The sequence below is a fragment of the Mucilaginibacter sp. JRF genome (assembly GCF_015223065.1).
Lineage (GTDB): Bacteria > Bacteroidota > Bacteroidia > Sphingobacteriales > Sphingobacteriaceae > Mucilaginibacter.
On the sequence record NZ_JADFBY010000006.1, the window covers coordinates 103111 to 118864 of the forward strand.

Consider the following 15754-nt stretch of genomic DNA (forward strand, 5'->3'; position numbering starts at 1 on the left):
GGGAGTTGATGAGTGTATAGTTTTTTGAAATTCATCTACCTATGAATAAAGCCCTGTTTGTCCGTGCGGCCGTTTGTTGGCGCACGGGCAAAACAGGCACAAATTAAATTGCCTATGTGTCAGCATATAGTATTAGCCCGCAAGGGACAAACCGTAATTAGCCAATGCCCCGATTGCAGAACCTTTTGCATTTGGCAGCATAATTTGTTGCTTAATTTTTCGGAAGAACAATTCCGGTCGTTCAAAACATTTACCGCTAACCTGGATGCTGCCGATGCCTCATTCCCTTTCCCTGATGGTGAGGAACGCCTGGTGCTGCGCACACCTAATAACGACATTTGCCTCACCTTTAGTTTGGATGAATGGGACGGTTTTCAGGCCGCGATGGAAGATGCCGTTTATTTTGGCAATATTTATGATATGATGGCCGGCCAGCGTTAAGCCGACCGGCATATCAATTAATAATACTTCAAAATATCATCCACCAGTTTAGGGCCTGTGGCTTCCCAACCCAATACCTCACTGGTTTTTTGGCTCGATGCCGGGCAATTCAATGATGCGAAATGCGCGAACCAGCCAAAGTATGCCGCTACATCATCGCCGGTTTTGATTGCTACGGGCAGGCCTTTACGCTGGCCTATAGCCTCGGCTATCTTACGGAAAGGTATACCCGTTTCGGCCATAGGGTGGAAAACCTTTAATGCCGGTTTTTTCTCGATAGCTAATCTGTACACTTTAGCCGCATCGGTACGGTGAACAGCCGGCCATTGGTTGCTGCCATCATTAGCATAAGCGGCTTCACCTTTTTCTATGGCGATATCGATCAGCATCGGTACAAAACCATGGTCGCCATCCCCATGTACGCTTGGGGGTAAACGCACAATGTATACATCAGCACCTTTATCGGCAGCGGCTTTGGCAGCTTCTTCTGATGCCGCGCGTGGTATCACGTCTGATCCGCCTGGTACAACATCATCCTCGGTAGCCTGTCTGCCTAAGCCAAGCAAACCCACACCCGATGTGATGACCAGTGGTTTACCGGTACCGGCCAAAACATCACCAAAGGTTTCGATCACCAGGCGGTCGGCCTCGCAGTTAGCTTTGTACTTTGAAAAATCGTGGTTAAAGGCGGTATGCAGCACGGCATCGCACGTGGTAGCGCCCTGCTTAATAATATCGGCATCATTAACATCGCCTTGCAGCACTTGGGCACCGGCGGCGATTAGTTTTTCGGCAGCTTCGGCCGAGCGTACCAGCCCCAACACCTGGTGGCCGTTACTTAATAATTCATTTACAATTGCGGAGCCCACAAATCCGGATGCTCCTGTTACAAATACTCGCATAGGTTAGCAATTTTATTTATAACAAAGTTGCATAGCAGAGGCATCTCAAAACAAGGTCATTTGACACGATTTTTTCAGGAGCGTAGCAACTGATCGTGGCGTACCCTGTTCAGGGTTTTTAGGGAGATGCCGAGGTACGATGCGATCATCCGCAAGGGCAGGCGCGATAGCAGCTCGGGCGAGGTGCGTACAAAGTCCTCGTACTTTTGCTCGGGTGTGGCGCTTAAAGCTGTAAGTAAACGTTGGCGATTATTGTATCCGCTGCGCGATATTAATTGCTCGGCAAATAGCTTTAGCTGCGGCACGCTTACCAGCAAACCATCAAATTCGGGCTTGGCCCAAAGCAGTACCTCGCTGGGTTCAACAGCGTTTATATAGTATTGTGTTGGTGTTTGCTGATCGTAACTTTCAGGGTCGAGCATCCAGTTATCCTCGGGCGAGAATTGCAGGATATGCTCGCCGCCATCGGCAGTTACGCTAAAAAAGCGCAATAACCCTTTAGCAATAAATATTTTATGACGGCATATATCGCCCTCGCGCAGCAAAAACTCGTTACGGCGCAGCTTTTTAAGGGTAGCCCCGGCAATAACACGGTTTATGTCGTCATCGCTAAGGGTGGTTTGCCGTCGCAGGTAATTTTCAAATTCAGCTATCATGTATCAAACCAAAGTTATACAAATACAGGCTTGGGTGCAAAATGTTTAAAGTGTATAAGTTATGCAGTATTTATAGCTGTTGGGCTTAAGCGCGTTTTTATAAAATCCATATCTTAGCCCCATTATGCTTACAGTTGAAAAGATAGGCGGCACATCCATGAGTGCCCTGCACCAGGTTATTGACAATATTATTTTATATAAACGTACCGGAGCTGAGTTATACAACCGCGTTTTTGTGGTTTCAGCATTCTCGGGCGTTACCAATGTACTGCTCGAAAATAAAAAGACCAAGGCCCCCGGAGTATACCACCGCCTTGCCGCGCGCGAGAGTTATGATGTAGCCTTGAACGAGGTTACTGAGTTTTTAAAGGAACTTAACAAAAAATACGAACCGCTTGGCCTTGATGTAGCCGCTGCCGACGCGATGATAGAAACACACATGGCCCGCGCACTTACTTACCTTGATAGTGCCACCACCATGCTGGCATCAGGCTATTTGAATGAGGGTGTGTTGTTGGCCGCACGCGAGATATTGGCCTCGATAGGCGAAACTCATTCGGCCTATGTATTAGCAAGCATTCTGCGTAACAAGGGTGTAAATGCCGAATTGGTTGATCTTGCCGGTTTTGATGATTCGCGCGCCATGACCATTAACGAGCGTATTGCTGATGCCTTCAACAAGATAAATATGCCTAATTGTGTGGCCATTGTTACCGGTTATGCCAAAGGTACCGAGGGTATTATGCGCGAGTTCGATCGTGGTTATTCGGAAGTTACCTTCTCAAAAATCGCTGAGATATTGTTGCCTGCCGAGGCCATAATCCATAAGGAATATCACCTTTCAACCGCCGACCCGGCCATTGTGGGTATCGAGAATGTGCGCCCGGTAGGTAATACCAATTACGATATTGCCGACCAGTTAGCTGATGTAGGCATGGAAGCTATCCACCCAAAGGCATCAAAACCGCTGGAGATGGCGGGCATTCATCTCCGCATAAAAAATACCTTTGAGCCCGAGCACCCCGGCACGCTGATAACCCGTGGTTATGTTTCGGCGCAAAAAAGGGTAGAGGTTATTACCGGTACCGACCAGCAATTACTGATAGATATTTACGACCCGCTGATGGTGGGTAACGTAGGTAGCGATCTGCAAATCATGCAGCTGTTTTTTAATCACGGTGTTAGCTACACCTTTAAAAGTACCAGCGCCAACAGCATAACCATAGTAATATGGGAGAATGATTTGCGCCAGGAATTACTGACCGACCTGCGTGCCGCCTTTGAGCGTGTAACCTGCGACCCTGTGGCCGTAGTTTGTTTACTGGGCAGCAATATGGATAAACCCGGATTGCTGGCCAAAGCCACCGCCGCGCTTGCCGATAACGAGATAAACATAATGGCTGCCGGTATTGCCAACGGACGTGTAAATATCCAGTTTGTATTAGCGCGCGATCTGTTCCGTAAGGCCATTATTGCTTTGAATGCTGAGGTTGGTTAATATTAATTATTCTAAATCATGTAAATAGATATTACTTGTGATTATTTATATGATTTATATAATATTTTGATTGATTTTTATAGCTTTGATGTATTACAGATATGATTTTAAAGAATAGTATTTCGCCTCCAAAGTATTAATAAATAGTGATTAGTTATACCAGGGCTGTTTATCGGCTCTGGTATTGAATTTATTTATTAACTTTTAACTCCTTGTTTGTTCAGGAACAGGCAGATCCATTCTTTTTATGAAAAGATCATATATTGTATTACACCTCGCTGTAATTCTCGCGGGTTTTACCGGTGTGTTCGGTAAGCTTATCTCTTTAAACCAAGTGCCGTTGGTATGGTACCGTGTGTTTTTCTCGGCTATTATTTTATGGTTTGTATTAAGGTTGTTTAAAGTATCAACAGCCATTACAGCAAAGCAAAAGTTTGACATTGCCAAGGTGGGCATGCTCATCACCATACACTGGGTGTTTTTTTACGCGAGCATCAAGTACTCCAACATCTCGGTAGGGGTGGTATGTTATTGTTTAACCAGCTTTTTCACCGCCATATTCGCCCCGTTTGTAAACAGGCAGAGATTCAATGTAACCGAGCTGGGCTTAAGTATGCTTACACTGTTTGGCATAGCGCTCATATTTCATTTTGATTCATCGTACCAGCTGGGTATAGGTTTGGGTGTAATATCATCGGCTTTCGCGGCGCTGTATACCATTTATAATGAGCGTTTGGTTAAGCAGTACGACAGTCGTTTAATCAACTTTTACCAAATGGCCGGCGGAACTGTAGGGTTGGGTGTTTTGATGCCGGTATATCTTTGGTTCTATCCTGTTAATGTAATTCCCAATTTTACGGATGTTGGTTATTTGCTTCTGTTGGCATCTATTTGTACCGTTGGTCTGTACATTATGTTTGCCGAAACACTGAAGCTTATACCGGCCTTCACCGTAAACCTGAGTTTTAACCTTGAACCTGTATACTCCATTGTACTGGCGTTCCTGTTTTTTAAGGAGGGCAGGGAGGTTAACTTTTCCTTCTATTTAGGATTACTTTTCGTGATGATGTCGGTAGTGCTGCAAACCATGATATCGGTACGAAAGAGCAGGGTGGTAGTTTGACCATAAAAAAGGAGCATCAGTAACTGATGCTCCTTTTTTATTTGTTTCAACATAATTTATCTGTACGTAACATTTAGTTAAAGCCTGCCCTGTAGGTTTGGGGCGATGAAAAACAGCCTGCCAGCGGATACCTATTTGTTGAGCCAAATGCAGGCCAACGATGAACTGGCCCTGTTGAAACTCATGAAAAAGTACGACTGTGCGCTGTTCAGATACATTGATGCCCGTATCCAATCGGCAGAGAACGCGCAGGAGGCTGTTCAGGATATTTTCATTACCCTGTGGAATAACCGCTTCACGGTAAATATTATTGATAGTCTTTCACCATACCTGTACAAAGCTGCCAAAAACAAGGTGGTTGATCATTATATAACTGCTGACAGGGAGATAGTTAACTACGAAGCCTTGTTGCCCGAATACAACAACGAGGTTGCCCCGGCTGCCGATACCGGCATCATGACCGCCGAATTGCAGGACTGGTTAAGCAGCGAGGTTGATAAAATGCCCGATACCGTAAAAAGCGTTTTCAGGCTGAGCCGACAGGAACATTTGCCCGTAAAGGATATTGCCCGCCAGCTTTCCCTATCCGAACAAACGGTGAAGAATAATCTTACCATCGCCATTAAACGCCTGCGTATACGCTTTACCGGTATGGAGGGGGCATCGGTAATGTTATTACTGATCAAGGCGCTTTTTACAAAATAGCGAAATCTCGCTGTTGATGTTATTTTAACAAACCTTTCATGATTACTTAACGGTACTACTTGCCCTGTTGCCCGATTATAGGTGCAGATGAACACAGAACGATCGGCACAAATTAAGGATCTGCTAAAAAAGTACCGCGAGGGCAAATGCACCGCTGAAGAACAAGCGCGTGTTGAAGCCTGGTACGCGAGTCTGGCCCAAAATAGGGGAGCGGACAGATCCGCAGAGAACGCGGCCGTAAAAAATATCAGGCAAAATGTGTTGCGCGGTACCGGCAGGCAGGCATCAGTCTACAGGCTGATGTTGCCATACCTTAAAGGCGCGGCGGCAGTACTTATTTTCCCGCTGACATACTGGTTATACATTGCGCTTAACAAACCGGCAACAGTTGCCGAGCAGCAGTTCAGCACACGCAACGGCGAGGTTAAGATGATCACTTTGCCCGATAGTACCGAGGTTATGCTCAACGCGGCATCAACCTTAACTGTAAGTGCCGATTTTAATGAAAAGCGCCGTAATGTAAAATTATCGGGCGAGGCTTACTTCCGCGTAAAGCACGATACTACCCGGCCATTTATTGTAGCCACAGGCAAACTGCAAACCCAGGTTTTAGGTACCGAATTTAACGTGCACGCCTACGGCGCCGAAGATAATATCAAGGTAGCCGTGGTAAAAGGCCGTGTAAAGGTTAGCGAGGAACAGCATAACGGCAACATTAAACAACTGGGCCGTGTGCTTACCCATAACCTGATGCTAAATTATAACATCAGCAGCGGCAAACATCTTATAAAAACAACCGATGCAGGCAAGCTAAGCAACTGGCAAACAGGTGGTGCCTACTTTGAGGAAGCCAGCATAAGCGAAATAGCCCAGGCTTTAAGCAGGCATTACAATCACCCCATTCAGCTTATTGATAAACCGGCCAAAGGTTGCCGCTACACTATCGATCTATCGGGAGAATCATTACCCCGCGCGCTTGATGTGCTGGGCCAGCTAACCGGCATTACCTATCAGTATACCCAAAACAAAACCACAATACATGCAAAAAACTGCCATTAAAATATGAGGTAAATCAACAGCGAAAAAAGAACAAGCCGGTGCGCTAACACCAGCCTGTTCAAAAAAAGAGATCGGCCGCTGTAGCAGCGGGCCATGTCATTTTAACGATCGTGAATTACGTTAATAACAAGTAAGTAAAAATGAGAAATCTTTATCAATTAATTTCAACCAACAACATTTACAGTAAGCTACAGGCTTTGCTGATGATGTTATTGATCGTAACTATCAGCACCACGCCGTCATACTCGGCCGAGGGGCAAAACATGAATACCGTGCGCATCAGTCTTACGGTAAAAAATGAGCGTATTAAAAATGTATTTAAACTGATTGAGCAAAAAAGCTCTTTCAAAATAGGCTATAACTCAAGTGTATTTAACTCTGAGCGTATGGTTAGCCTTAACGCCAACAACCAGCCGGTTGTTAGCGTATTAAAACAACTGCTGGCCGGTTACGAAGGCTCGGTACAGCAGGTAGATGAGCAACATATATTACTTAAGGTTGAACTGCAAAAACCGGTTGAACCGGCTCAGCCCAGGCAAAGCCAATCGGCTGCGGCCATTCGTGTTACGGGTTCAGTAAAGGATGAGGAAGGCCTGCCGCTGATAGGTGTGAGCGTTGCCGTAAAAGGTACATCAAAAGGCACCACAACTAATGATAACGGCCAGTTTGAACTTAACGTTGAGCCTACCGATATTCTGGTGTTCCAATACATCGGCTTTAACAGCCAGGAGGTTGCCGTTAAAAATCAAACCACTATTGATGTGGTTTTGAAGGCCAACAACCAATCGTTGCGCGAGGTTGTGGTTGTGGGTTATGGCACCCAAAGCCGCTCAACCTTGACAGGTGCCGTTGGTACTGTTGGGTTAGATAAGCTGACCTCACGCTCGTTCCGTAACGTGCAGGAAGCTTTACAAGGTAAGGCAGCCGGTGTTACGGTAAACAACAACGGCGGCGACCCGACAGCTACACCGCAGGTGAACATTCGTGGTTTGGGTGGTATAAACGGCGAGCAACCATTGTATGTAATTGATGGTTCGGTTTTTTATCCGGGTACGCCAACTACAAACCCTAATGATATTGAGTCGATATCAGTACTGAAGGATGCTTCGGCGGCTATTTATGGTTCACGTGCATCGGGTGGTGTGGTATTGATCACCACTAAAAAAGGTACAAAAGGCAAGCTATCAATAAACTTTGATGCCAAGTACGGCATTGAAAATGCCTGGCGTATGCTGCAACCGCTTAACGCTAAAGAGTATGCCGATGTTTACAATACGGCTACTGACGCGGCGGGCAGAGATCGTTTACCCGCGTTTGATGCTACTTTGTATCCTGACGGGCAGATAACACGCACCAACTGGATGGACGAGATTTTCCGCACCGGCCAAATGCAGGATTATAATTTAGGCCTGAGCAGCGGTAACGATAACAGCAATTTTTACATGAGCTTTAACTACCGTAAAGGCCAGGGTATATTGCTTAACACATTCTCTGAGCGTTACGCTTACCGTATCAACTCAGATCATAAGGTTAACAAGTGGCTTAAGGTAGGCGAGAACCTGTCATTCAGTAATACCAATGGTCGTGGTACCAACACCTTTAGCGGTTATACAGGCGCCATACAGGCAGCTATATTCTACCCGCCAAGTATTACGCCACGTACAGCAACCGGCGCTTATTCGGGCTTGCCTGTTGAGTACGCGGGTTCATACGGTGACGTGGTTAACCCAGTAGCTAATTTGGAGCGAATTGACAGCAGTAATCCGATCAACACCATCATAGCTAACCCTTATTTGGAAGCTACTTTGTTGCCGGGCTTAAAGTTCCGTTCAAACTACTCGATCACCAAGGTATTCAACTACTACAAAAACTTCTCGCCTATAGTGCCTGAGGTGGGTAAGCCGGTATTGACCAATACGCTTTCTGAAGCATCGGGCAATGAAAATCGTTTCCTGGCCGAGCAGACTTTGAACTATACCAAAACATTTGGTAAACATAACTTTGATGTATTGGGTGGTTATACCTATCAAAAAAACAGTACCCAGGGTTTATCGGCCTCATTGTCGGGTTTTGGTAATGAGGACCCGCTGTTCCGCTATTTTGTTAACGGTACCGGCGATCTGATAAAACCGGGTGATTACAGAACTGAGGAAGCGCTGATATCATACCTGGCCAGGGTTAACTATAACTATGATGGTAAATACCTGTTATCATTAACCGGCCGCAGGGATGGTACATCACTGGTGGCTGAGCAAAACAGGTTCCAGAACTTTGGCTCCATATCAGGTGGCTGGGTTGTTAGTCAGGAAGAATTTATGCAGCCGGTTACCTGGTTAAGCAATTTAAAGGTACGTGCAAGCTATGGTGTGTTGGGTAACCTGTCGTCGGTATCAACTACCGCGGTAAGCCCTAACCTGGCATCAGGCTCACTTTATTTGGGTGCCGATCCAACTTTGCTTAATGGCTATTACAGCTACGATCGTGCTAACTCAAACCTTACCTGGGCTAAATCAAAACAAACTGATATAGGTTTGGATCTGGGCTTTTTAAATGAGCGTATCACCTTAAATGCCGATTACTTTATCAAAAATACCGAGGATATGCTGATGAGCATTCCGGCAGGTATTGGTTTGGGTAACGTATGGGTTAACGGTGGTAAGGTGCAGGATAAAGGTGTTGAGGTAAGCCTTACCTACAACAGCGCCCCTGGTAAAGATTTTCACTACAGCATTAACGCTAACCTGAGCAAGCTGAATAACAAGGTGCTGTCATTACCTAATGATTACCTTACAACAGGCAGCAGCCCAAGTGTACGTGGCTTATTATCGCCAATACGCATACAGGTAGGCCAGCCATTGTATTCGTACTATTCAATTAAAACGGATGGATTGTTCCAAAGCCAGGATGAAGTTGATAACTATCAATCATCAAACGGTACGGTAATTCAGCCTAACGCCAAGCCGGGTGATATCAAGTTTGTTGATTATAACAACGATGGTAAGATAGGTGATGATGACCGCCAGTTTTTAGGCAGCGCTTATCCCGACTTTACTTATGGTTTGAGTTTTAACGCCAGCTATAAGAATTTCGATCTGAATATATTTTTACAGGGTGTACAAGGCAACGAGCTGTACAACGCCCTGCAATACACCAGCTGGAATGCCGGTGGTTTAGGTCAAAATTACAACCTGCTTAACGATGTGCTTGATGCCTGGACACCGCAAAATACCAACACCAACGTGCCACGCATCACCGCTACCGATGCCAACGGTAACTTCGGTACCAATTCTGATTTTTATATTCAGAATGGATCATATATGCGTATCAAGAACGTAACCCTGGGTTACACCTTCGCGCCAAGGGTATTATCAAAAGCCGGTATCAGTTCGCTGCGCATTTACTCAAGCGCTAACAACCTGTTCACCTTTACCAAATACAAAGGTTTTGACCCCGAGGTTGGCTTTGATAACTATGGTATTGATGTTGGCAGGTATCCGCAATCGCGCGCCTTTATTTTCGGCATCAACCTAACACTGTAAGTAAAACATATCTCACTATAAATTAATAATGAGCATGAAAAAGATATTAAATACAATACTGATCGCGTCGGCAGGGCTGGTAATGGCATCCTGCTCAAAACAGCTTGATATATTGCCCGAAGGCGCGGTGTCTGAAAGTAACTTTTGGCAAACGTCTGACGATGCCGTACTTGGCGCCAATGCCATGTACGAACCTTTTGACGGCGAAGAATTTTACGGCCGTGGTTATATGTGGTTCATCAACGCCAGCGATGATATGGTTACCGGTCGTATCAACACCAATGCTGATGCCATCAAAAATTTTAGCAGCACCTATTACTCAAGCAGCTACACGGTTGATCAATGGAATATGCGTTACTCGGTTATTCGCCGCGCTAATGACGTGATCAACAAAGTGCCTGCCATCAGCATGGATGGCGCGTTGAAGAACCGCCTGATGGGCGAGGCTTATTTTTTAAGCGGATTGATGTATTTTCAGTTAGCGTATAACTATGCCGATGATCGTGCCGGTGTGCCTATCATCACCCGCGAAAATAATAACGACCCTAACCCTACGCCAAGGGCAGCGAACGTTACCGCTAATTATGATTACATTGAAAGCGAACTGAAAAAGGCCGCTAACCTGTTGCCTTATTTTGATGAGCTGGGTGTAACCAACTACGGCCGTGCGCATAAAGTTGCGGCATGGGGTTACCTGTCAAAAATGTATCTGTATAAAAAGGATTACGCCAATGCCGAAAAGTATGCCGACTCGGTAATTAACTTCGGTAAACGCTCGCTGATGGAAAACTATGGCGATGTGTTCAAATCAGCTAATAACTATGGTTCGGAGTATATATGGTCGGCTGTAAGTACACCAAAGGGCGCTGCCGGTTGGGGTAGTATACTGGCAGGTGTTATGCTCGAAAATAAAGGCTGGGGCCAGTACAATGGTTGGGGCTACTACCAGCCAACCAAAGAGCTGTATGATGCCTTTGAAACCGGCGACACCCGTCGTGAGGTTACCATATTAAAACCGGGCGATAAATTCATGTACTTTGGTGTTGAAACCTCTTATAGCTCGGTTAACAGCTTATCGGGCTACCAGTTTAACAAATACATGGAGCCGTTTGGCTATGCTAACCCGGTGGGTACGCACATTAGTCCTAATGGCGATCACCCTACTACCGACCTTAACATACCTTTACTGCGCTACGCCGAGGTTATACTGATCAAGGCTGAAGCCGCGCTGATGCAGGGTAAGAGCGCTGATAACGAGATAAACATGATACGCCGCCGTGCCGGTTTAGACCCGATACAGGGCGCTACCATAGCCGAGCTTAAAAAACAACGCCGTTGCGAGCTGGCCGGTGAATGGGCCGATCGCCACCGCGACCTTGTACGCTGGGGCGATGCGCAGGCCGCTTACGCTCAGCCGCTGCATGGCTTTAGCGGTAGTGTTATCTGGCCATCACGCACATTCAATCCATCAGTACACCATGTTTGGGCGGTGCCTCAAAAAGAGATCGACCGTAGCAATGGTATCATAACCCAAAATCAGGGTTGGTAATAATATATTGTTTCTGTTTTTCTATAAGGTTGCGGTGCTAACGCCGCAACCTTTTTTGTTAACTCATAATTTATGTTGAACTGAGATGTATTAATCAATGGTTATTTTCATGGTTAAATATGTCGCTATGCGATAGGTTGTTTCTTGATCGGCATAGATTATATTTCCCAAAATTCCCCAAAAATGCTCATTGTGTAAATTGTACACTATGTATTAGGCTTCAATAAACGTCAACAATACATAAAATTAACTGGCATACCAATTGCATTCCCCTCAGTACAAAAACAATAACAGCACCATGTGTAAAACATTAATGATTGACGATAACCCGATTGAACACCTGATAATGCAAAAGCTGTTCGATCATTACGAAGTATTTGAGGATACTGCCCACACCCTTGATGGCTCAACCATCATTAGCTTTTTAGAGGAGAACCACCAGGATCTGTCGGTATTGCCCGATGTTATATTTCTTGATCTGCATATGCCTTACAGCGGTTGGCAGTTTCTTACTGATCTGGAGCATTTAATGCCATCGTTGCACAAACAGCCGGATGTGTTTATCGTAAGCTCGTCAATTGATTATCGTGATAAGCAACGTGCTAATGAGTTTTCGGCAGTTAAGGGTTTTATCAGCAAGCCATTGCCAAAACAAAAGCTTGATGAAATAGTAGGCATATATCTGCCTAACAAAATAATGGCAAACTAATTATTTGCTTTTAGCCGGGAGCAGGGCTATGTATGCTGCCAAACCAATTACCAAACCAGCTATAGCTTAATGATGTGATTTAATGGTGACAGGAAATGAACATTCGCTTGTTAAATTTGTAATTACATCGATTTAAGATTTATAGTATATGAATACTGAAAAAGCTATTTTGGCCGCAGGTTGTTTTTGGGGTGTTGAGGAGTTGATCAGGCATCAGCCGGGAGTTATATCAACCGTAGTGGGCTACACAGGTGGCGATGTACCCAACGCTACCTACCGCAATCATGGCACACATGCCGAGGGGATCGAGATCACCTTTGATCCTGCTGTTTTATCGTACCGAAAATTATTAGAATACTTTTTCCAGATACATGACCCAAGTACGCGCAACCGTCAGGGTAATGATATTGGCACCTCATACCGCTCGGCCATATTTTATTTAAATGATGAGCAGCGCGATATAGCTAATCAGCTTATAACCGACGTGGATGCATCGGGCAAATGGCCGGGCAAGGTAGTAACCGAAGTGGTACCCGCTACTGACTTTTGGAATGCCGAAGCCGAACATCAGGATTATCTGCAAAAGCATCCGTTTGGCTACACCTGCCACTTTGAGCGTGCCGATTGGACGCTTTAATATTTGACACATACAGCTTAGGCTAAATAATATGTACAGAGAGCGGTTTCATGATGAATGAGGCCGCTTTTTGCTTCTACACTGACTGCATAGTTTATACTCTGAATGTCAAATACCGGGTGTGGTATTTAAAATCTGCCCATTCAGTCAGACCTTTGCATTTATATATCTGTAAAAACATGAGATCATCAAACATAAAATATTCGGTGCTTGATCTGGCAACGGTTGTGAAAGGCGATAAGCCCCAGCAAACCTTTGTAAAAAGCCTTGATTTGGCCCGTTATGCCGAAGCCATAGGCTATACCCGCTTTTGGCTGGCCGAGCATCACAATATGGAGAATGTAGCCAGTTCGGCAACATCGGTATTGATAGGCCATATTGCCGGTGGTACATCAACTATACGTGTAGGCTCTGGCGGTATAATGCTGCCTAACCATGCGCCCTTGGTTATTGCCGAGCAATTTGGTACGCTCGAGTCGCTTTATCCCGGTCGTATAGATCTGGGTTTGGGCAGGGCGCCGGGGACTGATCAGCTTACGGCTTTGGCCATACGTGGCGAGAATTTTCATTTGGAACATAACTTTCCGGATGATATTAAGCGCCTGCAAATGTTTTTCTCTGAAGATAACTGGAACAGCCAGGTAAGGGCAATCCCGGGCGAGGGTTTGGATATACCGATATGGATACTGGGCTCGAGTCCTGAGAGCGCCTATGTAGCCGCCGAGATGGGTTTGCCTTATGCATTTGCCAGTCATTTCGCGCCAACGCATTTCATGACGGCCATTAAGTATTACCGCGAGCATTTTAAACCATCAAAATACCTGAGCGAGCCTTATGTGCTGGCCTGTGTTAACGTGGTAGCCGCCGAAACTGATGTCGAGGCAACCAAACTATCTACCTCGCTACAACAACTGTTTTTGGGTATAGTAACGGGTAGGCGTAAACTGCTGCAACCACCGGTTGACAGCATGGACGGTATTTGGGAGTACTACCAGCAGGAAGCTGCCGAACGCATGCTAACCTACTCATTTATTGGTAGTGCCGATAAGATAAAAAACGAGCTATCAAACTTTTTAGATAATACAGGCGTGAACGAGGTAATGGCCACATCGCACATTTTTGACCATGAAGCCCGGCTAAACTCATACCGCATGTTTGCTGATGTGGTTAAGGAGTTGAATGAAAATGTAACCGCACCAGCTGTTTAATATCATAAACTACAAGAAATAACAAAGCCCCTTACACTCGCTGTTTGGGGCTTAAACTAATCTTATGTTTAATTGATGAAAAGAATTCGGTTTTAATGTGCTTGGTACCGCGTCACTACTCTAATATGTTTTTATACGGCACATTAAGCGCATCGGCTATCAGTAAAAAATGTTGCAGGGTTAATTTGGTGTAGCCAAGTTCCAACTTGCTATAAGCGTTTTGCGACATGTTGAGCCTATCTGCCACCTCCTTTTGCGACAAATGCAAAGCCTCCCGGCTCCTCCTGATATTGGCCAATACCAGATCCATCCTTACACGCATATAGCCTAATGAGTTTTTAGTGTATATCATCGTATTATCTTAACAGCATTTTCCGTACGCTGCTATTATTGGTGAAATATAGAGTGCCCTCATCTTTTGAAAGTGCAAGTTTGTGGGCCCCAACATCAGCGCTTGAGCCAACTCCGTCACCACCATCATGTGGTTTTTGTTGCCCGGCCAAAAAAACTAATTTGCCGTTTGTAATGGCCATCAACTTTCCTAATTCAGCTATATAAAGCGTACGGCTATCTTTATTGGCTACGATACTTGTAATGCGCTGAAACGACAAGTTTTTATAGATACGCTCAAATACGCCCGACTTGGTGAGCTTGAATATTTGTTTCTGATCTATCACGATATATTTTACACCGTTGTATCCGCTAAAAAAACTTGTGATTCTTGTATTGGCGGTGTGGCTATCAAAAGCCTCAATGGGGGTGTGAAAGGCATTCGTTCCTATCTTATTATCATTTATCTCAAAACGTTCTATAACACCGGCAGACCTCATGCCTGTATATCCACGGAAAATGCCTCCTATTAACAAGAAATCACTATATGGGTCACGTTGCAGATCATTATAAGTGTACAAATTTTGTAGTGTATTATCCGGTGATGTTTTGTATTTCGGTGTCAATACATCTCCGTTTGGCTTTATTATCCAAATTTTATCACCTGTAACAAAATACACATCATAAGTTAAGATGTTGATTGTGCCATTTTTTTGTACCCTTACGGTTGATGGTCCTAATAATTCATGTCCTTCGTTGTTTTTGGGGATGTTTACAGTTGAAACAACTCCGTCGGGTGTGATCTTCCGAATTTTGTCGTTATAACGATCCGCAACATACAAGGTGCCATCATCCATTACATCAATGCCATCTGCAAAAGAGAAACGGGCCTCTTTGCCTTTTCCATCCACATATCCCGATTCACTAACAGAGCCTGCTATGGTTTTTACCGTAAGGGGCAAATGCCAGCCGTTTTCTTCAGCCGCCATCTGCAAGTCGGCTTGAGCAGCATTAGCTTGCGGACTAACGGCGTCATTTTTTTTGCATGCGGCCAGTGCAAATAGCGCGGCGGCACACAAAAGCGGGAAGTGAGCAACGGTTTTCATGGTAAAAATTGGTTGAGCATATCCGGCTGATACAAAGGGAACGTTGTTTTTTGTTGCCTGAAACAAGTTTGATCAGCCTGGTGGTATTTAAACTAAATTAAGTATTAAAATATATACAGATATGTACAAATTGGATACATAATATTTGTAAAAAGTGAGAAAGTTTATTTGATTGCAAGCCTCACATCTGTAGTATTTTATGTGTATTTGTAGCTATAAATAGCTATTGATGAGTATGCGCAATAATATTATGTTTAGCGCTGGCCAATTACAGTGCTAAACAACAGGCGCA

At 44.9% G+C, this 15754-nt stretch carries 14 protein-coding genes; 10 read left to right on the top strand and 4 right to left on the bottom strand.

The window, feature by feature from the left end:
* Positions 1 to 114: 114 nt before the first annotated feature.
* Positions 115 to 441 carry a DUF6686 family protein gene (locus tag IM792_RS15350; protein ID WP_194102777.1) on the top strand — a complete coding sequence of 109 codons (327 nt, stop codon included), beginning with the start codon at positions 115 to 117 and terminating at the stop codon, positions 439 to 441.
* Positions 442 to 458: 17 nt separating this feature from the next.
* On the opposite strand, the gene IM792_RS15355 is transcribed toward IM792_RS15350, so the two are convergent.
* Both IM792_RS15355 and IM792_RS15360 read right to left on the bottom strand, forming a co-directional pair.
* Positions 459 to 1343 (bottom strand): SDR family oxidoreductase, encoded by an 885-nt coding sequence (locus IM792_RS15355; RefSeq protein ID WP_194102778.1) that lies wholly within the window; start codon positions 1341 to 1343, stop codon positions 459 to 461.
* A 74-nt stretch (positions 1344 to 1417) separates the two neighbouring features.
* Positions 1418 to 1999, bottom strand: a complete 582-nt coding sequence (locus tag IM792_RS15360) for a Crp/Fnr family transcriptional regulator (RefSeq protein ID WP_194102779.1) — start codon at positions 1997 to 1999, stop codon at positions 1418 to 1420.
* Positions 2000 to 2123: 124 nt separating this feature from the next.
* On the opposite strand from IM792_RS15360, the gene IM792_RS15365 reads away from it, so the two are divergent.
* The 9 genes from IM792_RS15365 (at position 2124) to IM792_RS15405 (ending at position 14026) form a co-directional block, all read left to right on the top strand.
* A complete protein-coding gene (locus tag IM792_RS15365; RefSeq protein WP_194102780.1) occupies positions 2124 to 3497 on the top strand; it encodes an aspartate kinase in 1374 nt (457 codons plus the stop codon).
* 247 nt (positions 3498 to 3744) lie between these two features.
* Positions 3745 to 4620 (top strand): DMT family transporter, encoded by an 876-nt coding sequence (locus IM792_RS15370; RefSeq protein WP_194102781.1) that lies wholly within the window; start codon positions 3745 to 3747, stop codon positions 4618 to 4620.
* 105 nt (positions 4621 to 4725) lie between these two features.
* Positions 4726 to 5325, top strand: coding sequence for a sigma-70 family RNA polymerase sigma factor (locus IM792_RS15375; RefSeq protein ID WP_194102782.1), 600 nt, complete (start codon positions 4726 to 4728; stop codon positions 5323 to 5325).
* An 87-nt stretch (positions 5326 to 5412) separates the two neighbouring features.
* Positions 5413 to 6384 (top strand): FecR domain-containing protein, encoded by a 972-nt coding sequence (locus IM792_RS15380; protein WP_194102783.1) that lies wholly within the window; start codon positions 5413 to 5415, stop codon positions 6382 to 6384.
* 140 nt (positions 6385 to 6524) lie between these two features.
* A complete protein-coding gene (locus IM792_RS15385; RefSeq protein WP_194102784.1) occupies positions 6525 to 9923 on the top strand; it encodes a TonB-dependent receptor in 3399 nt (1132 codons plus the stop codon).
* Between the two features lie 34 nt (positions 9924 to 9957).
* The gene (locus IM792_RS15390; protein WP_194102785.1) at positions 9958 to 11472 is read left to right on the top strand and encodes a RagB/SusD family nutrient uptake outer membrane protein; all 1515 of its coding nucleotides are present in this window, start codon (positions 9958 to 9960) and stop codon (positions 11470 to 11472) included.
* 298 nt (positions 11473 to 11770) lie between these two features.
* A complete protein-coding gene (locus IM792_RS15395) occupies positions 11771 to 12181 on the top strand; it encodes a response regulator (RefSeq protein WP_194102786.1) in 411 nt (136 codons plus the stop codon).
* 148 nt (positions 12182 to 12329) lie between these two features.
* A complete protein-coding gene (gene msrA, locus IM792_RS15400) occupies positions 12330 to 12818 on the top strand; it encodes a peptide-methionine (S)-S-oxide reductase MsrA (RefSeq protein ID WP_194102787.1) in 489 nt (162 codons plus the stop codon).
* A gap of 179 nt (positions 12819 to 12997) precedes the next feature.
* On the top strand, positions 12998 to 14026 hold the full coding sequence (locus IM792_RS15405) for an LLM class flavin-dependent oxidoreductase (protein WP_194102788.1): 1029 nt from the start codon (positions 12998 to 13000) through the stop codon (positions 14024 to 14026).
* A gap of 115 nt (positions 14027 to 14141) precedes the next feature.
* Here the strand turns inward: IM792_RS15405 and IM792_RS15410 are convergent, their stop codons facing one another.
* Together IM792_RS15410 and IM792_RS15415 are read right to left on the bottom strand one after the other, a co-directional pair.
* Entirely contained in the window at positions 14142 to 14378 is a 237-nt protein-coding gene (locus IM792_RS15410; RefSeq protein ID WP_194102789.1) for a helix-turn-helix transcriptional regulator, read from the bottom strand.
* Between the two features lie 4 nt (positions 14379 to 14382).
* Positions 14383 to 15462 (bottom strand): hypothetical protein, encoded by a 1080-nt coding sequence (locus IM792_RS15415; protein ID WP_194102790.1) that lies wholly within the window; start codon positions 15460 to 15462, stop codon positions 14383 to 14385.
* Positions 15463 to 15754 lie beyond the last annotated feature (292 nt).